This is a genomic window from Pseudorhizobium flavum (assembly GCF_044142885.1).
Taxonomy (GTDB): Bacteria; Pseudomonadota; Alphaproteobacteria; order Rhizobiales; family Rhizobiaceae; genus Neorhizobium; species Neorhizobium flavum.
Map to the genome: position 1 here is coordinate 36,872 of NZ_JBIOKZ010000008.1, position 21,695 is coordinate 58,566.

Here is a 21,695-nt window from a genome sequence, read left to right on the forward strand (position 1 = left end):
AAGGCTGTGACCGCCCGTGGACCGCGGGAGGTTCGGCCCTGCCGCTACTTCAGGATGCGGTTCTTCATCAGCCATTTCGCTGTGCGGGGCCAGGCATGGTTGGCACCCATTCGCAGGTCCGTGAAGCCAACAGCCACCGGCTTGCCCGTGTGGACACCGAGGACCCGGATGAACATGGTGTGCTCGGTGCGGTTGACCCGCGTCACCACACCGAGAACTGCCAGCGACGCTCCATGGCTGCGGGCAATCCCAGCCTCACAGCCTCCGCAATGTCGCAGTGGTTCGGTAGCCGGAGCAGTCGCCGAGTCCGCCGGATTGGTCACAAGCGTATAGCGCCCCGTCTCCGCGAACATGTCCCGTGCGACCTTGGCAGCTTCTGCCAGATAGCGCCTGTCATAGTCGTCCGGCGGCACGATCCCTGCACCGGCGCTCTTGTCTTCCAGTTCGAAAGGGAAGACCTCAACCGGGACAGGCTCCGCCTGCTGGGCCTGCACCGGCGCGATACCGCAGCAGAAGAGCAATGCAGCGACGAACGAATGGCGTGGCATCGGACAATCCTGCTTCGTCAGATCGAAGCGGCATGGTGAAGGCTATCGGCATTTTATCGACAGCGATTCTCGCACATTTCTCGGCGTCGTGGCGATCACGAATTCGGGAAACCGCTACCCGACCAGCCTGTCATACAGGCACCACAGCACAAACAGGCCGTTCACGCACAAGAGGCAGAAGACGGCGAACGAACCCAGGTCCTTTGCGTGCCGGCCAACCGTGGAAATCTCTGGCGAGATCCGGTCGACGAGCTCCTCGATCGCCGTATTCAACGCCTCGACGCAGAAGAGAAGCAGCATCAGGACAACGAAGATCAGGTATTGATAGGGTTCTGCGCCGATGAAGACGAACAGCAGCAGCCCGAGGGCGAAGGCCACGACCTCGGTTCGAAACGCCTCTTCGCCCCACAGCCGCACCAGTCCCTGCAGCGAGTAGCGCGTTGCCGCCAGCACGCGGCGAGGCCCGCTCGCCTTGCGGATCCCACTTTCCTGCGGCGCCTTTTCCAAGGTCAGTTCCCCGCGCTCACGCCCGCCTGGGCAAAGGTCGCCATTCCGGAATGGCAGGCGGCCGCAGACTTGACGATGCCTGCGGCAAGGGCTGCCCCGGTACCCTCGCCGAGCCGCATGCCGAGCGCCAGCAGTGGTGTCTTCCCGAGCTTCTCCACCGCCTTCAGATGGCCCGGTTCAGCCGAGACATGGCCGATCAGGCAGTGATCAAGGGCGGAGGGATTGGCCGCCTTCAGGATGGACGCCGCCGCCGTCACGACATAGCCGTCGAGCAGCACCGGTATCTTCTCGATGCGCGCCGCCAGGATCGCGCCCGCGATGGCGGCGATCTCCCGCCCGCCCAGCCGCCGCAGAACCTCGAGCGGATCCTTGAGATGATCCTTGTGGAACTCCACGGCCGTCTTCACCGCCTGGATCTTCCGCTCCATCTGGACGCCGTGCGAACCGGTCCCCGGCCCCACCCAATCCTCCGCCTCTCCACCGTAGAGGGCGAGGTTGATGGCGGCCGCGATCGTCGTGTTGCCGATCCCCATTTCGCCGATGCACAGGAGGTCGGTTCCTCCCGCGATCGCTTCCATCCCGAAGGCCATGGTGGCGGCACAGTCGCGCTCCGAAAGTGCGGCCTCGCAGGTGATGTCGCCCGTGGGATAGTCGAGCGCCAGGTCGAAGATCTTTAGTCCGAGATCATGGGTAACGCAGATCTGGTTGATCGCCGCGCCGCCCGCGGCAAAGTTTTCGACCATCTGCTGTGTCACCGAGGGCGGGAACGGCGTGATCCCATGTTTCGTGACGCCATGGTTCCCGGCGAAGATCGCCACCAGCGGACGTGTCACCGCCGGGGGACGTCCCGTCCAAGCCGCCAACCACATAGCGATTTCTTCCAGCCGGCCGAGCGAACCCGGCGGCTTCGTCAGTTGCGCATCCCGCTCGCGTGCAGCGACCAGCGCCCGCGAATCAGGGCCGGGCAGGTTCTGCAGGAGGGTGCGGAAGTCGTCGAATGGCAGGCCGCTCACGCTCATCGGGATGCTTTCTCTCGTCCTTGGCCGGTCGCTTGTGTTTTGCCGGCAAATCACGCTTTGTTGCTCTCATAGTCGCGCAGGCACGGAGGGACAACTGCCAAAGGTGACGGAATTCCTCGACGACCTCGCGCGTTCGGTCGGCTTTCTCGGACGATTGCCGGTTCCCTCGCGCTTTTTCGTAGGGCACGACGGGTCGTTAAGCCGCGCGGTGCGTGCCTTTCCCTCTGCAGGCCTGGTGATCGCCACCCCGCCCGCGCTGCTGCTCGCCTTGCTGCTGCACCTCGACGCCGACCCGCTCCTGTCGTCGCTGGTCGCACTTGCGGTGCTGACCGTCCTCACCGGCGCACTGCACGAGGACGGTCTTGCCGATGCAGCGGACGGTTTTGGCGGTGGCCGTGATCGCGAGCATATCCTCTCGATCATGAAGGATAGCCGCAACGGAAGCTATGGCGTCATCGCTCTGATCCTGTCCTTCGCGCTTCGTGCGGCAGCACTCTCCGCGCTCGCCGGTCCGGCAGCCAGCCTCCCCGCATTCGCACTGGTCGCCTCGGCGGCGCTCAGCCGGGCGCTGATGGTCGGGCACTGGCACGCTTTGCCGGCCGCCCGCAGCAATGGGGTCGCGGCAGGCGCCGGCAGGCCGGCTTCGGCTGCCCGCAACGTTGCGCTCGGAAGTGCCGCCATCGCCGGCCTCGTGCTCCTGTGGCCGGTCGCAGGCTTCCTGCCCTTCATCTTCGCTGGCGGCCTCTCGGCGCTGGCGGCAATGAGCGTCACACGATTGGCCGCCCGCAGGATCGGCGGTCATACGGGCGATACGATCGGCGCCACGCAGCAAGCTTGCGAGATCGTGTTCCTGGTCTCCCTTGCGCTCGTGGCGTGAACCGCAGATATGAAGAACATGATTTCACCCTGCATCCTCGTCTGCTCCATCGACGAAACCTCCGGCAACTGCATCGGCTGCGGGCGCACCGGCGACGAGATCGCTCGCTGGACAAGCTTCACCGACGCGGAACGCCGCGCCCTGATGGATGCCCTGCCCGCCCGGCTAAAGCGCGCAGGGCTGGACGGAGGCACCGGGCAAGTCCAGCGACCGGCACGGGAGCGGGCTGCCTCGTGAACGGCCTCACCTTCGTCCTCCTCGTCCTTGGCGCGGGTCTTGCCCTTCTCGTCTTCAACCACGACAGCGGTCAGACCTTCGGTATCGCAAACGAGGACTTTGGGCAGATGATCTATCTCCTGCCGATCGCGGGCCTTCTCTCGGTCGGCATCCTTGCGGGCAACCGCGGCGGCTTGACCCAAATTCTTCGCTATATCGCGGTGTGGCTGGTGATCATCCTCGCCCTCGTCGCAGCCTATATCTACAGGTACGATCTGCAACAGGTCGGCGCCCGGCTCTCAGCCGGGCTCATCCCGGGCAGCGCCGTCGAGGTCACAACGGCACAGGGCGTCACGGAAGTGATTATCCACCGCGGCATTCGCGGGCATTTCCACACGTCCGCGAGCGTGAACGGGCAAGCGGTGTCGATGCTTGTCGATACCGGTGCCAGTGCCGTTGTTCTTTCGTTCGAGGACGCCGAACGCATCGGCCTTGAACCTCAGCGCCTCGCCTATACCGTCACCGTCTCCACCGCAAACGGGCGCGCGACGGCAGCACCGGTCCGCCTCGAGGAAGTCGCCATCGGGCCGATCCTGCGTCGCGATGTCCGGGCCATGGTGGCCGAGGAGGGACGGTTGGACCAGAGTCTCCTCGGGATGACATTCCTGTCGACGCTCGGCTCGATCCAGATGCAGACCGACGAGCTGCGGCTGCGCGACTGATCCGGCTTACGCACGCGCTAGCACCGGCGGCGCCCAGGGACAGACCAGGTGCGTCAGAACGTCCTTTTGTCAATTTTGGCAGGTGGATTATAAGCTAAGCATGTCCAGCAAGCTTCTCATCCCCCTCCTCGCCGTCATCGCCATCGCGCTCATCGCCTTCGGCGCCGTGACCATCGGTCTAGCCCCGGCAATCACCATGGTGGCTCTTGCCTCGATGCTGATCGTCTTCGTGTTCCTGGTCCGCGTCAGCATGCTCTGAGGCGGTCACTCGGCCGCCGCCATCCGTGTGGTGGTGGTCGCCCGATAGGCGCTGGGCGGTGCGCCGATGATGCGCTTGAAGGCCCGGCTGAACGAAGCCTCGGCATCATATCCAAGACGCTGCGCCGCCACCGATACCCGCATCCCCTGGCTCAGCCACTGGCGCGCCTGATGCATCCGGACGCGAGCGACGTAGCGGGCCGGGGTCTCGCCCACGACCCGAGAAAAGCGTTCGGCAAAACCCGACCGCGACGCGCCCATGAGCCTGGCGAGATCCGCCACGCTCCAGTCCCGCTCCGGCTGCAGGTGGATCGCCGCCAGTACGCGACCGATCTCCGGATTGCGCACCGCCGCGAGCCAGCCGGTCGACTCGCCGCAGCCATGCTCGACCCAGGTACGGATGAGCGTTGCCGTCAGCACGTCGGCGAGCCGCGCAAGGATGCCGCCTGCCCCCACGCGGTCCATCTCCACTTCCCGGCCCATCGCATCCAGCAGGTGCGGGATCGCCGGTTCGCTTCCTGCCAGATCGCTCGTCATCATCACGTCCGGCATGAGTTGCAGAAGCGGATGAAGCCGGTCGACGTTGAACCGCATGGACCCGACCAGCAGCAGCGTGCCGCCCGGAGCATTCGGGCACTGCACGTCGTAGATGCCTTGGCAGACTTCCCGGCGGATGAGCTTGTCGTAGGGAGCCGGAGGAACTTCCTTGCCGCTCGCCATCACATGCGCCCCGCCCCGCGGCAGCAGAACCGCATCGCCGGCAGATAGCGTCAGCCACTCGCCAGAAGGCGTCTGTAGCAAGGCGCGCCCGGAGGCAAGGAAGTGGAAGCGCGCCTCGTCCTGTGCCGGAAAGGCAGTGGCCCAGGGCTCGCAGGGACGGCAGCGGCCGTATTCGACGCCGTCGAGGCGCAGGCCACGCAGCAGATCGCTCAGCGGATCGCCGGATGCAGCCACAGCAGATTTGGACGAACGGTCAAGCATGTCGGATTTTCTAGCATAGAAACGACAGGAGGTCACCCATATCTGTTGAGCCTCCAACAACGCAGGAACCGATCATGACCGACTGCACTCTTGATCCCTCCCATGCCTTATGCGGCACCCGCGGCGATGCCGCCTGGGCTGCCGTCGTCTCCCTGTCACTTGGCGTCTTCGGCCTTGTCACCGCCGAATTTCTCCCCGTCAGCCTGCTGACCCCGATCTCCCAGGATCTTGCCATCACGCCCGGCACGGCCGGCCAGACGATCACGGCGACGGCCGTAATCGGTGCCATCGCCGGTCCGGGCGTGGTGATCGGCACCAGAAACCTTGACCGCCGCTGGGTCCTGCTCACGCTCACCACCCTGCTCGTCGTCTCCAGCACGCTTGCGGCGCTCGCAAGCAGCCTGCCGATGCTGCTCGTCGCACGCCTCCTGCTCGGGATCGGCCTCGGTGGCTTCTGGGCCATGTCCGCCGCACTCGCCATGCGGCTCGTACCGGAGCATCTGATGCCCCGCGCCATGGCGATCGTTTTCACCGGCGTCTCCGTCGCGACCGTCTGTGCGGCACCCCTTGGCGCCTGGATCGGTGCGACCCTTGGCTGGCGCGCGGCCTTCGCGCTTTCGGCGGGCGTCGGCGTCGTAGCCCTCCTAGTCCAGGCCTTCACGGTCCCGTCGCTGCCGCCGCGGGGCAGTGCGAGCCTTGCAACGATGGTTTCGCTGCTCGGCCGCCCGCGGGTCCGGGTCGGGCTGATCGTGACGCTGATCATCGTCGCGGGGCATTTCGCCGGCTTCACCTATGTTCGTCCTTACCTGGAGCAGATCCCCCGCTTCAGCGTCGAGATGATCTCGCTGGTCCTCCTCGCCTATGGCGTTGCCGGCTTCTTCGGAAACCTCCTCGGCGGCGCGATCGCCAGCCGCAGCACGACCGGCTCCGTCGCCTTGGGTGCCGGGCTGGTGGCGCTCTCGGCATTGCTGATGCTCTGGGCGGGCGGGCTGCCGCTGGTATCATGGGCGGCAATCGTGCTGTGGGGCCTCGCCTTCGGCATCCTGCCCGTCAGCATTCAGACCCATGTCACCCGGGCGGCGTCCGATGAGGCCGAAAGCGTCGGCGCGATGCTGCTCACCACCTTCCAGGTCGCCATCTCGTCCGGAGCCGTCCTGGGTGGCCTGCTGGTCGATAGCCAAGGGCCCCTCGGCGTCGTGACCTTCGTCGGCATCGCCTGCGCCCTCGGCTCCGTCGTGATGCTGGCGCGTGGCGGACGACAGGCCGCGCTGCAGCAGAACTGACCCTGCCCCGCCGGCTGCGAGATCAGTTTCGCAGCCGGTAGCCCGTGCGGAATATCCAGGCGACCAGCGCCAGGCAAACCACCAGGAACAGGGCGATCATGCCAAGGCTGATCAACGGATTGACGTCGGCGATTTCGTAGAAGCTCCAGCGGAAACCACTGACCAGATAGAGAACCGGGTTCAAGTGGCTGACCGCCTGCCAGAACGGCGACAGCATTTCCACCGAATAAAAGGTTCCGCCCAGGAAGGTCAGCGGCGGCACAACCAGCATAGGCATGATGTTGAGCTGCTCGAAATTCTTCGCCCAGATGCCGACGATGAAGCCGGCAAGGCTGAAGGTAACCGCCGTCAGCACCAGGAAGACCAGCATCATGACGGGATGGGCGATCGAGATGTCGACGAAGAAGGAGGCCGTCGCCAGGATGATCAGGCCGATGATCAGGCCCTTGCTCGCCGCCGCCCCCACGTAGCCCAGCAGGATTTCCGTCATCGCGATCGGCGAGGACAGGATCTCGTAGATCGTACCAGTGAACTTCGGGAAGTAGATACCGATCGAGCCGTTGGAGATGCACTGGGTCAAGAGCGACAGCATGATCAGGCCCGGCGTGATGAAGGCGCCGTAGGAGACGCCGTCGATCTGCTCGATCCGGGACCCGATCGCGGCACCGAAGACAACGAAGTAGAGCGATGTCGTCAGCACGGGGGAGATGACGCTCTGCATCAACGTGCGCCGCATGCGCGCCATCTCGAATAGATAGATGGATTTGACCGCTTCGAAGTTCATGCTCTCTGCCCCACCAGTTCGACGAAGATGTCCTCGAGCGAACTCTGCCGCGTCGAGAGGTCCCGGAACTCAATCCCTTGTGCCGCCAGCGAGCCGAGCAGCGTGCCGATTCGTCCCTGCTCCGCCTCCCCCTGATATTCGTAGATCAGGGCGCCGCCGTCCTCGGCGAGCGCCAGGTTGTAGGACGCAAGCACCGGCGGCAGCGCGCCAAGCGGCGCGGCGAGTTCGAGCCGCAATTCCTTGCGTCCGAGCTTCCGCATCAGGGCCGTCTTGTCCTCCACCAGCAGGAGTTCCCCGTGGTTGATGACGCCCACCCGGTCCGCGATCTCCTCCGCCTCCTCGATGTAGTGCGTGGTGAGGATGACGGTGACACCACCTTTGCGAAGCCGCTCCACCACCTGCCACATCTCGCGCCTCAGGTTGACGTCTACGCCGGCAGTCGGCTCGTCCAGGAACAAGATTTCCGGCTCGTGCGCCAGCGCCTTGGCGATCAGCACGCGGCGCTTCATGCCGCCGGAAAGCTCCCTCAGCATGTTGTCCTTCTTGTCCCACAGGGAGAGGTCCTTCAGGATCGTCTCCATCCGGCCCGGATCCGCCTTCTTGCCGTGCAATCCCCGCGAGAACGACACGGTGTTCCAGACGGTTTCGAACATGTCCGTCGTGAGTTCCTGCGGCACGAGACCGATCATCGCCCGGGTCTGCCGAAAATCACGCACCACGTCATGTCCGCCGACGAGCACCTGGCCGCCGCTGGGATTGACGAGGCCGCAGACGATCGAGATCAGCGTCGTCTTTCCCGCGCCGTTCGGGCCGAGAAGTGCCAGGATCTCGCCCTTCTCGATCTCGAGGTCGACGCCCTTCAGCGCCTGAAACCCGTTGCCATAGGTCTTGGCAAGTTTACGAATAGAAACAATGGGAGCCATGGGAAGGTCTTTTTGAAATCTGTTTCCGGGAAGTGGCGCCAATATAGGCGTCACGCGCGCCGAGACCATCCCCAACAGAAGAACATTGCGTTCGCGCTGCCGCACCAATCCCGCAGGAGACTGGAGAGTTCAAGCAACGATCGTTGCGAAGAACTGCAGCGACACCAGGATCAGGAAAATTCCGAAGCCGATCTCGAGCTGTCGCTTCGACATGGCATGCGCCAGTTGCGCCCCGAGCGGCGCAAGCGACAGGGTGATCGGAATCAGCAGGGCGACGGCGATCCAGTTTATGTAGCCCGTCGAGAATGGCGGCAGGCCATCGAGCCCCCAGCCGCCCCAGACATAGCCGACGAGGCCCGGGATCGAAATGAGCACACCAATACCCGCCGACGTCGCGACCGCCTGGTGGATCGGCCGTCCGTAGAGCGTCATGAATGTGTTGTTGAGGACGCCGCCGCCGATACCCATCAACCCCGAAAGAATTCCGATTCCCGTACCCACGAGGAAACGGGCCGGATTTCCCGGCAGACCGTTGCCGAGCTGCCAAGTTGCCCGGTTGAAGATCATCCGGAATGCGAGCGCCAAGGCGATCAGCGCGAAGATCACGCGCAATTCCACGCTGGAGGCCTTGGCCGCGACATAGGCTGCGATGAGCGTGCCGAGCGGGACAGCGATGACCCAGCCCTTCAGCAGTTCGGTGTCGACCGCCCCGCGTTTGCGATGGGACATGAAGGAGCGCACGGAGGTGGGGACAATGATCGCAAGCGATGTCCCGAGTGCAAGCTGCATCCGGACCTCTTCCGGAACGCCCAGGAGCCCGAAGACGTGGAAGAAGATCGGTACCAGGATCGCACCGCCGCCGATCCCGAACATGCCCGCAAGCAAGCCCGCCAAAGCGCCCGCGGCGGCCAGCGCGACGGCGAAGGGAAGAAGTTCGGCAACAGGGTGCATGGGGTACCATGGATGACGGCTAGGCCGGTGGAGGTCTGGGAGGCACTTCTGGCACCAACTCGGTTGTCAGACAAGTGCCCAGGTCGTCACTGCCTGCCCCCCTGGCTCCGTCATCTGTGCCGTCGCTTCGGGAGCGCATGGCGCCAGGCCGTCTCCAGCGCATCCTTCAGGTCCACTTCCGTCATCGGCTCAAGCAGACCTTGCGTCCACCCCTGCTTTCCCCAGGCATTCGGTACCGGAGAAAACACGGTTGGCAGCAACATGCACTTGAATGCCTGTTCGTCGGGCAGGAACCTGAAGTTCGCGGATAATCCGTCTGGGGCGAGTGTCGCGTAGTTTCGAGCAACCCGGAACGCGATGCGGTCGAAATGCGGCCTCTCGGTCGTGCCATCGAGGGAGAGAGCGATCCGCCGCAGTGTCTCCCCGTTCGCCATGACGCCTCCCGTCAGTCGCAGTACTTCGATCCGGACTTGCGGGACCGGAGATCGAAGTGGAAGTGGTTCCAGTGCTCCTTGTTGCTGCCAGGCCCCAGCACCGTATGGAAGTACTTGCAGCTGTCGTCGCGGACCGTGTTGAGCAATCCCCGCTCGCGGAAGGCGAAGATGTTCTTTTTGCGCACGTCGATCTTCTTGCCGTTCTTCAGAACGAACTTGCCGAGATCGATCGCATTGCCGCGCGCGTGCTCCGACATCGGGTTGCGCTTCTGGCGGCTGTTGTTCATGCGCCGGCAGGAGTAGCCGCCCATGGACTCGATGGTCTTGACGCCGGAAAGATAGCGATAGCGCGACGACGGTGCCAACTCGAACTTCACCCATTTGGCGAGCGCCAGCGTCGTCTGGCAGTTGAGCTTCGTCGCCGGCTTCAGGGCGATATTGCCCGAAAACCCGCTGAGCAGCACGGGATGCTCGATGCCGCAGCTCGGGCCGTCACTGATGCGGGGGATGTCACGGAACTGCACCCCGAGGCGGCGCAGCTCGGCGCGGCAACTGACCTCCGATTGCGGCATAACCGCCCGCGGTCGGATCGGCTCGCGCTCTGCCATCGGATTGCCGGGCGCAAGCATGGCGACCTGCTGCGGCTCTTCGGGCGGCAGCCGGGTCGGAGCGACGACAGGCGATTGATCACCCCAGACGAGCGCCTGATTCCGCGGCTGCTGGATGCCGGCGCCCTGCCGCTTCGGCGGGACGGAGATGATCTGATCATCCGGAGGGGCCAGGAAGCCTGGAGGTGCACCGAGGCTGACGGGATTGTCGGTTCCTATCCCGTCGACCACCGGCTGCGCGGTGGCACCTTCTGCAATCATCTGGTCCTGCTCCTGTGCAAGACCCACCACCTGCGGCTCACCACCACCGACGAAACCGAACTGGGCGTCCATGTTGACGCCTTCCTCGGGAACTGCGACGGGACCGCCTGCCGACTGCAGCCCGAGCGCTTCGTCGCTGTCGATCATCGGCAGTGACGAAGACTGCGCCGCGGGTGCCTGCTGGATGGGATAGGACTGCGCCCTGGCATCGGCTGCGTAAGGCTCGCCATATCCGCCGCTCACCTGCGACACCGGCGCGACCGGCGCCTGGTAGGGCTGCCGGGCACTCGTTGGCTCCGACATCGGGCCGATCGAGCTCACCCGCGTCTCGCCATCGATACTCGCCGGCGGCATGAGCCCCTCGGCCGAGCAGCTCACCAGCATCGTCGTGATCATCAGCGAGGCAAGAACCTGCCGAGAAAGGGAAGCGTACGCCATACCAATCGCTGCTCTCGGTGCCGAAATGGCACGTTCGACAAATTTACGACGATGCGGTAAACGAAGGCTTGAGAGAAAATGACCATATCAGGGCATCACCGGGGCTACCTGGCCATTCTCCCGAGCCGTAGCATCTCGTCCAGCCAGGATCCGCCGTCGAAGCGTTTGGAGCCAACCATGCCGATCAGCGTCGAGCGTATGGGTGCGATCCCCACGAACCGGAGGATGCCGATCTTCATCGCTTTGAGGCTATGGCTGCCATAGTAGAGCCGGTAGACAAACGCCGGCATCCCCATGGTGATGACGATCCGCGCCGACTTGCCGCGAAGCAGGCCGCTCCTCAGCGGCGACCCACCGAGATCATAGGCGAAGCCCGGGCGCGCAACCTGGTCGAAGAATGCCTTGAGGAGGGCTGGCATCTCGCCGAGCCAGAGCGGGAAGACGAATACGATGTGGTCGGCGGCCCTGATCAGATCCTGCGCCTCGCTGATTGCCGGCCCGACCACGCCCTTTTCCTGCTCCTTCTGCGACGTCAGGAAGGGTATGTCCATGCGCGCGAGCTCTAGCCGCGAAACGTCATGGCCGCCGTCTTGCGCGCCTTCGGCATAGGCATCCGCCAACGCATGGCAGAGGTGGCGCTCGGCGCCATCCGGATGGGCCTGGATGATCAGGATCTTCGCCATCACCGTCTCCTTTGTCGCAGGAGAGCCTAGCAGAGACGGGACGGTCGCCATTGAGCGGCATCAAAAAAGCCCGCCGGCGTTTTCCCCGGCGGGCTCAGATGTTCTCGAATCCGAGCGGTCAGGCTGCGCGCGTCGCCTGGCCCGAGCCGTAGCCGCCGTGGCCGTTCTCCAGGCGGAAGGCGGAGAGCAGACTTTGCAGGTGCAGGCTCTGTTCGGCAAGCGTCTGGCTGGCAGCGGTCGTCTCCTCGACCATGGCGGCGTTCTGCTGCGTCATCTGGTCCATGTTGTTGACCGAGGAGTTGATTTCCTGCAACGCAGTTGCCTGCTCGCGGGACGCCGTCGCGATCGTCTCCACATGGGAATTGACCCGCTCGACCAGTTGCGCGATCTCGACCAGGGCATCGCCGGTGGAGCGAACGAGCGAGACGCCGTTTTCGACTTCGCGCGCCGAATTGCTGATCAGCGTCTTGATCTCCTTCGCCGCGTTCGCGGAACGCTGCGCTAGTTCCCGCACTTCCTGGGCGACGACGGCAAACCCACGGCCGGCCTCACCAGCGCGGGCCGCCTCGACACCGGCATTCAGCGCCAGCAGGTTCGTCTGGAACGCGATCTCGTCGATGACCGAGATGATCTGGTTGATGCGGCTGGACGAATCCTCGATCCGGCCCATTGCATCGACTGCGTTGCGGACGATCTCGCCGGAGCGGCCGGCGCTGTCCTTGGTTTCGGCGACCATGGTGCGAGCCTCGTTGGCGCGCTCCGAAGCCGTCTTGACCGTCGCGGTGATCTCGTCGAGAGCCGCTGCGGTTTCCTCCAGGGAAGCTGCCTGCTGCTCGGTGCGACGCGACAGGTTGTTCGTCGCACCGCTGATGTCGGACGCGCTGTCGCGGACGACATGGCTCGTCTCGGTGATCGCCTGAACGGTCTGGCGCAGCGAGCTCACCGCCTGATTGAAGTCCTCGCGTATCGTCGCGTAGTCGGCACCGAGGTCGGCGACGCTGACCGAAAGATCGCCCTTCGCCAGCTCCGAAAGGGCACGGCCGAGTTCGGCCATGGCGCGGGCCTGCCGCTCGGAGGCGGAGGCGAGCGCCCGCTCGTTGGTGGAGCGTTCCTCGGACAGGGCACGTTGCTGTTCGCTCTCGCGAGCCTGGAGGGCGAGCCGCTCCTCGACCGCATCGCGCAGGACGACCAGCGCACGGGCCATGCTTCCGATTTCGTTCTTCTGCTGGATGTGGGGAACGGTCACATTCGCCTCCCCGTCAGCGATATGCTGAAGCACGCCCTGAACCTGACCCAGCGGGCCGGTGACGCTGCGAATGACGTAGAAGGCGCCGGCGATCAGAACTACGGCGCAGACCGAGAAGATCATGGCGTAGGTGATGAGGTTCTCCTGGAACATCGCGTGCAGGTCGTCGACGTAGACCCCGGTGCCGACGATCCAGCCCCAGGGTTCAAACCCGATGACGTGCGAATACTTCTCGACCGGCTCCTCGAGGCCAGGCTTCGGCCAGTAGTAGTCGACGAAGCCATGGCCGCTCGCCTTGACCGTGTTGACGAACTCGACGAACAGGTGCTTACCGTTCGGGTCCTTGTTCTGCGACAGGTCCGCGCCGTTCAGCTTGGCATTGATCGGATGCATGACCATGAAGGGCCGCATGTCGTTGATCCAGAAGTAACCGCTGCCGTCGCCGTAGCGCATGGCACCGATCGCCTCCATGGCGCCCGCCTGTGCCTGCTCGCGGGTCATCGCGCCGGAGCTCTCCATCGCGTGGTACTGCTTGAGCATACTCATCGCGATGTCGTTCATATAGGCAAGACCTGCCTTGCGCTCCCTCTCCATCGACGAATAGCTCTGGAACAGACTGAACGTGAGCGCGCCAGCCAGGATCGCGAGAGAAAGCGCGATGAGACAGTACATGCGCGCAGAAATGGTAAGACGCTGCATAGAGACCCCCTTTGTAACTTGTTGTCACAATATCTAGCCCCTAAAGGTTACTGGCCCGTGAAAGCGCTAATTCACGCCTGACGCGAGTTAGATGCAACTTAAGTCTAGTCATGCACGCAGCATGTCATTCTCGTACCAGTGCTGGTATGCACCGCATTGACGACTGTTGTACGCTCGAAAAGGACTTCCCATGAACCACGGCTCCCGCCCCACCGGCGAACTCACTCTGCGGACCCTGGCAATGCCCGCCGATGCCAACGCCGCGGGCGACATCTTCGGCGGTTGGGTGATGTCGCAGATGGACCTTGCGAGTGGAATCAGGGCAGCCGAGCGCGCCCGCGGCCGCGTGGTCACCGCGGCGGTCAAGGAAATGGCATTCCAGTTGCCGGTGAAGATCGGTGACACCCTGAATGTCTACACTGAAATTACCCGCGTCGGCCGCAGCTCGATCACGCTTCAGGTCGAGGCTTGGGCGCATCGGGCCCGCCACCGCATACTGGAGAAGGTCACCGCAGGCACCTTCATCATGGTGGCGCTGGATGAGAGCGGACACCCCGTTCCGGTGCCGCCCGAGGAAGAGCAGCCAGCCGCCAACTGAGGGATCAGTTTCGCCGCATCATACCCGCCAGGTTCTCGGCGATCATCATTACCGGTGCGTTCGTGTTCCCGGCGATGAGCGTCGGCATGACCGATGCATCAGCGACGCGCAGCCCCTCCACGCCCCTGACCCGCAATTGCGGATCGACCACCGAACCGTCGTCCCTTCCCATGCGGCAGGTGCCGACCGGATGGTAGATCGTTTCCGCGCGCCCGCGGATGAACGCAAGCAATTCATCGTCCGACTGGATCTCCTCGCCCGGCAGCACCTCGGCGCGGCGGTACGGAGCGAATGCGGGCGCCGCCAACACTTGGCGGGCGATCTTCAGGCCTGCCAGCAGCGTCCCGGCATCGTCCGGATGAGAGAGATAGCTGGCTTCGATCGCAGCGGCAGCCGCCGGATCGGGAGAGGCAAGCCGGATGCGGCCGCGGCTCTTCGGCAGAAGATCGCATACATGCAGGGTGAAGCCGTAGCCGAAGGAGACCTGCCGGCCATGGTCGCGCATATAGGCCGGAATGAAATGGAACTGCAGGTTCGGCCGGTCACGGGACGGATCGCTGCGCACGAAGCCGCCACCTTCGGCGACATTGCTTGTCAGTTCCCCCTCTCCCCGGCGATAAGCACGCCAGGCTTTCCAAAGCCGCGGCAGGCCGCCGAGGCTGAGACCGATCGCATCGCGGCCGTTTGCACTCGCCATTGCCGTGATGTCGAGATGGTCCTGCAGGTTCTCGCCCACCGCCGGCAGGTGATGGACAATCTCTATTCCGATACCGGCCAGGTCATTGCCATTGCCGATGCCGGAGAGCATGAGCAGCTGCGGCGAGTTGATGGCACCGCCACAGAGGATCACCTCGCCGCCGGCTTTCAGTCTCAGCACTTCGTGGGCCAGCGAGACACCGATGGCGCGCCGGTGCTGGATCACGACCCTCTGCACCTGCGCCCCGGTGCGAAGTTCGAGGTTTGGCCTGTGGCTGATCGGTTCAAGGAAGGCCCGTGCGGAACTGAACCGCCGGCCGTCGCGCTGGGTGACCTGGTAGAGGCCGAAGCCCTCCTGGCTCGCTCCGTTAAAATCGGCGTTGCGGGGATATCCGAGCTGCACGCCCGCCTCGACGAAGGCGCGGCTGAGCGGATTGACGTGTCGCAAGTCGCTGACGCAGAGTTCGCCTTCGGTGCCGTGGTGGTCGTCGGTGATCGACGCATTGCGCTCCATCTGGAGAAACAGCCGGCGCACACTCTCCCATCCCCACTCGTCGCCAGCAAGCTTCGCCCACCCCTCGTAATCTTGCGGGTGGCCGCGCATGTAGATCATCGCATTGATGGAGCTCGAACCGCCCAGCGTGCGCCCGCGCGGCCAGTAGAGCCGCCGCCCTCCAAGTTCCGCTTCCGGTTCGGTCGAGTAGCCCCAGTTGATCGAGCGAATACGGGCTAGCCCTGCGAGGCCGAGAGGCATGTGGATGAACGGGCTCGTATCGGGAGGTCCTGCCTCGATGAGGCAGATGCGCCTGTCCGGATCCCGGGACAGGCGGTTGGCGAGCACGCAGCCGGCCGAGCCCGCACCCACGATGATGTAGTCGTACATTCCCTCGCCCCTCCCGGCGTCCGCACCACCGCATTGGTAGCAGGCTCGTCACCGGCCGGCCACGGCGAAGAGCGGTTTCCCACGGGCGCTGCGAGAAACGCCGGTGACTGCATCCCTCAGATGCTTCGCATCGTCTCGTCTCCGTTAAACGTAAATTATCGTCAGTGGGCTACTGTTTCCGAGCTGAAAGCTGTTACGGGGGCAGGTGAATGCTGGAATCGCAGGAAGCGGGCGGAAGCGCCACAACCATCGCGTCCGAAATCCGCATCGCACAGGCCCGTGCCGTTCTTCACTCCCTGACGATCTCCATCTGGGCGAACAGCTTCATCGCACTGACGACGGCCGCCATCCTGTGGCTTCACCAGCCATCCGATGCATTGATCTATTGGCTATCGGCTATCTGCGGACTGAACCTCGCACGTGTCTTTGCATCCGTGATCATCCATCGCAATGACGGAGCAGTTCGTCACACCGAGCTTACCCTTCGGTTCCTGAGCGGCGCAGCCTTCGTCAGCGGATGTCTCTGGGCCTTCGTTCCCTTCCTTGGACTTGCAGTCGAAGGGGACCGGGCGCATGCCTACGTCATCTTCATCATTGCCGGCATCTGCGCCGGCTCGATCATCCAGAGCACCGCCTATTCCAGGGTCGCCATCCTGTTCGGCGCGCCGCAGATGCTTGCCGCAGTCACATCGCTGCTGATGACCGGCTCGTTGATCGCCGTCGTGGTGTCGGTCGACGTTCTCTTGCTGATGGTGATGATGTTCCGCAGCAGCCTTATCAGCGAGAAGAACTTCATCGCCAGCCACGGCGACCGCCTGAAGGCAGTGTCGCTGGCGCGCTCGCTGTCGAAGGCCAACGCGGAGATCCGGTCCACGAACCAGCAACTGGAGATACTCGCGAGCCGCGACGCGCTGACCGGCCTTGGCAATCGTGCCGCCTTCAACCTCGGTCTCGCCGAGGTTCTGGATCGCAGTCGGCGCGACGACAGCCCGGTGGCGCTGATGATCATCGACCTAGACGGCTTCAAGTCCATCAACGACACGATGGGACACTCCGTCGGCGACGCCGTGCTGGTGGAACTTGCGCGGCGGCTTCAGGAGACGGCCAGTGACCGAGAACTCGTGGTCCGCCTTGGGGGTGACGAGTTCGCCGTCGTACTGGAGGGACCGGACGCATTTGCGCGAGCCCGTGCGGCGGCGACAGGCTTCATGGCCCGTGTTGCCGAGACAATCGTGGTGGACGATCGCGAGGTCACGACCGGCACCAGCATCGGGCTCGCACTCTTCCCCGATCATGCCCGCCTGCCGCACGAACTCTTCGCCTGTGCCGATATCGCGCTCTATGCCGCCAAGGACCAGGGCCGTCGGCGCGTCTGCATCTTCGACCCGGAGATGAAGCGGCAGCTTGACCGCCAGCGGCAGCTGGAAATCGATGTCCAGGCGGCGCTCGCGGCTGGGGAGATCAAGGTCTTCTTCCAGCCGCAGGTCGGCCTCGCCGATGGCAGCGTCACCGGTTTCGAAGCACTTATCCGCTGGACCCATCCCTCGCTCGGCCCGGTGGCGCCACCGGAGATCGTCCGTGCCGCGCGCTCTGCCCATGCTTCCGAGGCCCTCACGCGGCATGTTGCCATGGCCTCTGCAAAGCTCGTGGGCGATCTGCCGTCGATGGGCCTTGCCGGCCTCTCAGTCGCTATCAACGTGTCGCCGGGCGAATTTTCCGCCTATTCGCTCTCCAGTACATTGCGCGAGGTCGTCGAACTCTTCGGCATCGACCCGTCATGCTTCGAGGTCGAGATCACCGAGGAGGCCATGCTCGATACGGTCGCCGCCGGCGCCGAACTCGGGCGTCTCGAGCAGATGGGTTTCCGCATCGCCGTCGACGATTTCGGCATGGGCCACTCCTCGCTCGCCTACCTGATGGACCTGAAGGTCGACCGACTGAAGATCGACCGCAATTTCGTCAGCGGCATTGCGCAGAGCCGCCCGAACCAGGCCCTTGTCTCGGCACTGGTCGGCATGGGCCATGCGCTGTCGATCGACATCGTGGTCGAAGGGGTCGAGACGGCGGAGGATGCCGAGGTCCTGCGCATGCTTGGCTGCCGCTTCGGCCAGGGCTACCTGTATGGCCGCCCCATGCCGCAGGATACGCTCCGGACCTGGATAGACAGCCATGCCGGCAACGCCCGGTCCATTACCGCGGAAGCCTGATCAGACCGTCGCAGCGGCTATTGCTCGCTTCAGCACCGCAAAGACGCGCTCATCCGCACACTGCGCCACATTGAAGCGCATGAAGGCGGCACAGGATTGCGAGACGCTGAACACGTTGCCAGGCGCCAGTACCACATCCTCCGCCAGTGCCCGCCGCGCGAACTCTGCGCCATCTAGTCCGTCAGGCAGCTGGCACCACAGGAAAATGCCGCCTCGCGGCTCGATCCACGGGCGGATTTCGAGCGCCCGAAGCCTTGACGCCACGTCTCCCCTGGCACGCGCCAGCCGGTCGCGGAGTCCATTCAGATGGCGCCGGTAGCTGCCGTCGCGCAGGATCGCGTGGACCAGATCGGCGGAAACCGGATTGCCACCGAAGGTCGTCGCAATCTTCAGATCTGAAAGACGCTCGATCCATTCCGGTCGCGCGGCAATGTAGCCGCAGCGCGCCGCTGCCGTCAGCGTCTTCGAGAAGCTGCCGATCTGGATCACCCGGTCGAGACCGTCGAGCGCGGCCAGCCGCGGCGCGGGTTCCTCGCAGAAATCGCCGAAGATGTCGTCCTCGATGATCGTCAGCCCCGCCTCCCCCGACAGCGAAAGCAGCCGGTGCGCGGTCGCCGGTGAGAGCATGGCACCGGTGGGGTTGTGAAGGCCGGAATTGGTGATGTAGAGCCGCGGACGATGCTCGCCGAGTGCCGCCGCGAATGCCGTCAGGTCGGGCCCCGACGGCGTCCATGGCACGCCGACGATCTTGACCCGATGGGCGCGCAGCAGGGCCAGGAAGTTGAAGTAGCACGGATCGTCGACCAGAACCGTGTCGCCTGGTTCGACGAGCAGCCGGCAAAGCATGTCGATTGCCTGCGTGCCGCTTTCCGTCAGCAGGATCTGGTCCGCCGGCGCCACCACGCCGTGCTCGCTCATCCTCAGCGACAGAAGCCGGCGCAGCGACGGATGCCCCAGCGGCGTGCCGTAGTCCACCAGATGGCCGGCCTCTGCGCGCGCGAACCGGCGCAGCGCCTTGCGCAGCTCCGCCTCCGGCATCCAGGACGCAGGCAGCCAGCCGCAGCCGGGCTTCAGCACGTCGCCTCCCGCCTCCAGTGACTGCCTGGAGACCCAGAAGGGATCCACCGCCCGCTCCAGGCGCGGACCGATCTCGGCCAGCGCAAGCGGCTGCGGCACCCGGGTCACATAGAATCCCGAACCCGGCCGCGACTGGATGAGTCCCTCGGCCACCAGCCGCTCATAGGCCTCCACGACCGTGGAGGTGGAAACGCCCATGGTTCGTGCGAAGCTGCGGATCGACGGCAACCTTGCGCCCGGAGACAGCGCCCGCGCCGAAATGCGCTGGCGGATCGCCGCGACCACCCGCGCCGTCTGTCCCCCGTTTGCCGTCGAGGAAACATCCATCCGTACTGCCTCTTGCACCATTACAGTTTGTGCGAACTGTAATGCACTGTCGCTTCAAACGCCATCCACGACGTCCTAGCCTCCAACATCACGGAAACGGAAGGAACAACAGCATGGACAGGACGACGAGCGGCTGGATCAACGGGTTCCTGGGCGTCGTAATCTTCAGCGGCTCGCTGCCGGCAACGCGGGTCGCGGTGGCGGATTTCCACCCGCTCTTCCTCACGGGTGCCCGCGCCGCAATCGCCGGTCTCCTCGCAATTCTCCTGCTTGCCGCCTTCGGCGAAAAGCGGCCGGTGCGGACCGACCTCCTGCCGCTGGCGGTCGTGGCGCTCGGCGTCGTCGTCGGCTTTCCGCTGTTGACGGCCCTGGCGCTGGAACATGTCACCGCCGCGCACTCGATCGTCTTCGTCGGCCTCCTGCCGCTGGCTACCGCCCTCTTCGGCGTTTTTCGCGCTGGCGAGCGGCCGAAGCCGGCTTTCTGGCTGTTCTCCTGCCTCGGCAGCGCGCTGGTAGCAGGCTTTGCGCTGAAGGATGGGCTGACCACGTCAACGACCGGCGACATGCTGATGCTGGCGGCCATCCTCGCCTGCGGGCTGGGCTACGCAGAAGGCGCCCGCCTCTCCCGCCGGCTCGGGGGCTGGCAGGTGATCTCCTGGGCGCTCGTCCTGTCGCTGCCGGTGATGGTGGCGCTGGCGGTTGCCACCGTGCCGCCGACGCTGGAAACGACCGGCGGCCCCGCCTGGCTCGGCCTCGCCTATGTGTCCGTCTTCAGCATGCTGGTCGGCTTCGTGTTCTGGTATCGCGGTCTCGCACTCGGTGGCATCGCCGGGGTCGGACAGTTGCAACTGCTGCAGCCCTTCCTGGGGCTGGCGCTTGCGGCCACCCTGCTCGGTGAAGCCGTGAGCCCGGCGATGCTGGCGATAACGCTCGCCGTCATCCTCTGCGTGGCCGGCGCGAAACGATTTGCCCGCTGAACAGGCCGCTATCCGAGGAAACGCTTTGCGATGCGGATCAGCCGCTCGACGCGCGGCCGATAGGGCGGAAAGAGCATCGGCACCGCCGACCAGCGCTCCTTGAGGATCGGCTTGACGTGGCTGAAGGCCTGAAAGCCGAAATACCCGTGTGCCGCGCCGATGCCGGAATTGTTGACGCCGCCGAACGGCAGACCCGCATGGCTGTAGTGCATGGTGGTAAGGTTGACGCCGACGCCGCCGGAAGAGGTGTGGGCGACGATCTCCTCTGCGAAAGCCGCATCCTTCTCGAAGATGTAGAGAGCCAGCGGCTTCGGCCGCGCGTTGATGCGGTTAATCACCTCGTCCAGCCCGTCATAGGCCATGATCGGCAGAACCGGGCCGAAGATCTCCTCGCGGTCGATGTCCATCTGCGGCGTGATCGCCTCGATCAGCGTCGGCGCAAGATAGGTGCCCTCCGCTTCGCCGCCGAAGCTGATCCGGGCACCCTTGTCCGTTGCATCCTGAAGCAGGCCGCGAAGGCGCTCGGCGTGGTGAGCGTTGACGATGCGGGCATAATCGCGGCTCGCCTGCGGATCCGCGCCATAGGCATGGCGGATCGCTGCCCGCAACGCCTCTGAAAAGCGTGCCTCGATGCTGCGATGGACGAAGACGTGGTCGGGAGCGATGCAGGTCTGGCCGGCATTGACGAATTTGCCGAAGGCGATCCACCGCGCAGCCTTGTCGAGATCGGCACCCGGCCCGACGATGGTCGGCGACTTGCCACCGAGCTCCAACGTCACCGAAGAGAGATGGCGAGCTGCCGCCGCCATGACGATCTTGCCGACCTCTGGACTGCCGGTGAAGAAGATATGGTCGAAGGGCTGGTCGAGAAGTTGCTGCGAAACCTCCCGGCCGCCCTGGACCACAGCGACGAGATCGGGCGGAAAGGTCTCCTCGATGATGTCGGCGATCACCTGCGAGGTGGCGGGCGTCATCTCCGACGGTTTGACCACCGCACTGTTGCCTGCCGCCAGCGCAGAGACGAGCGGCCCAAGCGCCAGGTTGAACGGATAGTTCCACGGCGCGATGATCAGGCAGAGCCCGCGCGGCTCCGGACGGATGCGGGCAGAGGTGCCGAGGGTGGCAAGTGTCGGCGCAACGCGCCGTTCCCGCATCCACCGCTTCAGGTGCCGCATCGTATGGCGGATTTCCTGCAGCACCGGCAGGATCTCGGTCAGGATGACCTCGGGCTCCGGCTTGCCGAAATCCCGACGGAGGGCCTCGACGATATCCCGCTCGCGCCGCTCGATGGTCTGGCGCAGATGGGCAAGGGCTCCCTTCCGCTCCTCCAGCCCGAAGCGCAGCCGCCGTTCCGCAACTGCCGCCTTCTGCCGCGTGACGGTCGCTTCGATCCTGTCGCCGTCCATTCGCCCTCCTTGCCGTGAACAAGGTCCACCGCCGCACCCGCTTCTTCCTGAAGGTGGTAACCGAGCTTGGGCCAGGCCTCAATCGC

General features: G+C 64.7%; 22 protein-coding genes. 8 read left to right on the forward strand and 14 right to left on the reverse strand.

Going from position 1 to position 21,695, the window contains the following annotated elements; translation table 11 throughout:
• Window positions 1-44: 44 nt before the first annotated feature.
• From ACEPP2_RS15545 to cobT, 3 genes are all read right to left on the reverse strand, one after another.
• Window positions 45-548, reverse strand: a complete 504-nt coding sequence (locus tag ACEPP2_RS15545) for a DUF3280 domain-containing protein (RefSeq protein ID WP_395517117.1) — start codon at window positions 546-548, stop codon at window positions 45-47.
• Window positions 549-662: 114 nt separating this feature from the next.
• A complete protein-coding gene (locus ACEPP2_RS15550; protein WP_142587526.1) occupies window positions 663-1,055 on the reverse strand; it encodes a diacylglycerol kinase in 393 nt (130 codons plus the stop codon).
• 2 nt (window positions 1,056-1,057) lie between these two features.
• Complete coding sequence (gene cobT / locus ACEPP2_RS15555) at window positions 1,058-2,074, reverse strand: nicotinate-nucleotide--dimethylbenzimidazole phosphoribosyltransferase (RefSeq protein ID WP_077546062.1); 1,017 nt, start codon at window positions 2,072-2,074, stop codon at window positions 1,058-1,060.
• A 94-nt stretch (window positions 2,075-2,168) separates the two neighbouring features.
• Between cobT and ACEPP2_RS15560 the strand changes: the two genes are divergently transcribed.
• From ACEPP2_RS15560 to ACEPP2_RS15575, 4 genes are all read left to right on the forward strand, one after another.
• Entirely contained in the window at window positions 2,169-2,951 is a 783-nt protein-coding gene (locus ACEPP2_RS15560) for an adenosylcobinamide-GDP ribazoletransferase (protein WP_318290362.1), read from the forward strand.
• 18 nt (window positions 2,952-2,969) lie between these two features.
• A complete protein-coding gene (locus tag ACEPP2_RS15565) occupies window positions 2,970-3,188 on the forward strand; it encodes a DUF1289 domain-containing protein (RefSeq protein WP_395517198.1) in 219 nt (72 codons plus the stop codon).
• A complete protein-coding gene (locus tag ACEPP2_RS15570) occupies window positions 3,185-3,889 on the forward strand; it encodes a TIGR02281 family clan AA aspartic protease (RefSeq protein WP_281977369.1) in 705 nt (234 codons plus the stop codon). Before ACEPP2_RS15565 ends, ACEPP2_RS15570 begins: the two co-directional genes overlap by 4 nt.
• Before the next feature lie 100 nt (window positions 3,890-3,989).
• The gene (locus tag ACEPP2_RS15575) at window positions 3,990-4,148 is read left to right on the forward strand and encodes a hypothetical protein (RefSeq protein ID WP_156157138.1); all 159 of its coding nucleotides are present in this window, start codon (window positions 3,990-3,992) and stop codon (window positions 4,146-4,148) included.
• Window positions 4,149-4,153: 5 nt separating this feature from the next.
• Here the strand turns inward: ACEPP2_RS15575 and ACEPP2_RS15580 are convergent, their stop codons facing one another.
• Complete coding sequence (locus ACEPP2_RS15580) at window positions 4,154-5,128, reverse strand: AraC family transcriptional regulator (RefSeq protein ID WP_281977368.1); 975 nt, start codon at window positions 5,126-5,128, stop codon at window positions 4,154-4,156.
• A gap of 74 nt (window positions 5,129-5,202) precedes the next feature.
• Here ACEPP2_RS15580 and ACEPP2_RS15585 point away from each other — a divergent pair, with 74 nt between their 5' ends.
• On the forward strand, window positions 5,203-6,411 hold the full coding sequence (locus ACEPP2_RS15585; RefSeq protein WP_152340235.1) for an MFS transporter: 1,209 nt from the start codon (window positions 5,203-5,205) through the stop codon (window positions 6,409-6,411).
• Window positions 6,412-6,433: 22 nt separating this feature from the next.
• Here ACEPP2_RS15585 and ACEPP2_RS15590 read toward each other — a convergent pair whose 3' ends face one another.
• The 7 genes from ACEPP2_RS15590 to ACEPP2_RS15620 all read right to left on the reverse strand — a co-directional run bounded on the left by ACEPP2_RS15590 (window position 6,434) and on the right by ACEPP2_RS15620 (window position 13,438).
• A complete protein-coding gene (locus ACEPP2_RS15590; protein ID WP_142587521.1) occupies window positions 6,434-7,195 on the reverse strand; it encodes an ABC transporter permease in 762 nt (253 codons plus the stop codon).
• Complete coding sequence (locus tag ACEPP2_RS15595; RefSeq protein WP_395517118.1) at window positions 7,192-8,118, reverse strand: ABC transporter ATP-binding protein; 927 nt, start codon at window positions 8,116-8,118, stop codon at window positions 7,192-7,194. The genes ACEPP2_RS15590 and ACEPP2_RS15595 overlap by 4 nt, the downstream gene beginning before the upstream one ends.
• Before the next feature lie 129 nt (window positions 8,119-8,247).
• On the reverse strand, window positions 8,248-9,069 hold the full coding sequence (locus ACEPP2_RS15600; RefSeq protein WP_395517119.1) for a sulfite exporter TauE/SafE family protein: 822 nt from the start codon (window positions 9,067-9,069) through the stop codon (window positions 8,248-8,250).
• Between the two features lie 110 nt (window positions 9,070-9,179).
• Window positions 9,180-9,503, reverse strand: coding sequence for an MmcQ/YjbR family DNA-binding protein (locus ACEPP2_RS15605; RefSeq protein ID WP_077546070.1), 324 nt, complete (start codon window positions 9,501-9,503; stop codon window positions 9,180-9,182).
• 11 nt (window positions 9,504-9,514) lie between these two features.
• Entirely contained in the window at window positions 9,515-10,810 is a 1,296-nt protein-coding gene (locus tag ACEPP2_RS15610; RefSeq protein ID WP_077546071.1) for an extensin-like domain-containing protein, read from the reverse strand.
• Between the two features lie 104 nt (window positions 10,811-10,914).
• Window positions 10,915-11,493: an NAD(P)H-dependent oxidoreductase gene (locus ACEPP2_RS15615; protein WP_395517120.1), complete on the reverse strand. Its 579-nt coding sequence runs from the start codon at window positions 11,491-11,493 to the stop codon at window positions 10,915-10,917.
• Between the two features lie 118 nt (window positions 11,494-11,611).
• Window positions 11,612-13,438 carry a methyl-accepting chemotaxis protein gene (locus ACEPP2_RS15620; RefSeq protein ID WP_395517121.1) on the reverse strand — a complete coding sequence of 609 codons (1,827 nt, stop codon included), beginning with the start codon at window positions 13,436-13,438 and terminating at the stop codon, window positions 11,612-11,614.
• A gap of 190 nt (window positions 13,439-13,628) precedes the next feature.
• Here ACEPP2_RS15620 and ACEPP2_RS15625 point away from each other — a divergent pair, with 190 nt between their 5' ends.
• Window positions 13,629-14,036: an acyl-CoA thioesterase gene (locus ACEPP2_RS15625; protein WP_052638281.1), complete on the forward strand. Its 408-nt coding sequence runs from the start codon at window positions 13,629-13,631 to the stop codon at window positions 14,034-14,036.
• 4 nt (window positions 14,037-14,040) lie between these two features.
• Here ACEPP2_RS15625 and ACEPP2_RS15630 read toward each other — a convergent pair whose 3' ends face one another.
• Entirely contained in the window at window positions 14,041-15,615 is a 1,575-nt protein-coding gene (locus ACEPP2_RS15630) for a GMC family oxidoreductase (protein WP_395517122.1), read from the reverse strand.
• A gap of 209 nt (window positions 15,616-15,824) precedes the next feature.
• Between ACEPP2_RS15630 and ACEPP2_RS15635 the strand changes: the two genes are divergently transcribed.
• Window positions 15,825-17,822, forward strand: coding sequence for a putative bifunctional diguanylate cyclase/phosphodiesterase (locus tag ACEPP2_RS15635; protein ID WP_395517123.1), 1,998 nt, complete (start codon window positions 15,825-15,827; stop codon window positions 17,820-17,822).
• Here ACEPP2_RS15635 and ACEPP2_RS15640 read toward each other — a convergent pair whose 3' ends face one another.
• Complete coding sequence (locus tag ACEPP2_RS15640) at window positions 17,823-19,247, reverse strand: aminotransferase-like domain-containing protein (RefSeq protein ID WP_198467648.1); 1,425 nt, start codon at window positions 19,245-19,247, stop codon at window positions 17,823-17,825.
• 92 nt (window positions 19,248-19,339) lie between these two features.
• On the opposite strand from ACEPP2_RS15640, the gene ACEPP2_RS15645 reads away from it, so the two are divergent.
• Entirely contained in the window at window positions 19,340-20,203 is an 864-nt protein-coding gene (locus ACEPP2_RS15645) for a DMT family transporter (RefSeq protein ID WP_077546078.1), read from the forward strand.
• A gap of 8 nt (window positions 20,204-20,211) precedes the next feature.
• On the opposite strand, the gene ACEPP2_RS15650 is transcribed toward ACEPP2_RS15645, so the two are convergent.
• Window positions 20,212-21,609 (reverse strand): aldehyde dehydrogenase family protein, encoded by a 1,398-nt coding sequence (locus ACEPP2_RS15650; protein ID WP_395517124.1) that lies wholly within the window; start codon window positions 21,607-21,609, stop codon window positions 20,212-20,214.
• Between the last annotated feature and the right edge of the window lie 86 nt (window positions 21,610-21,695).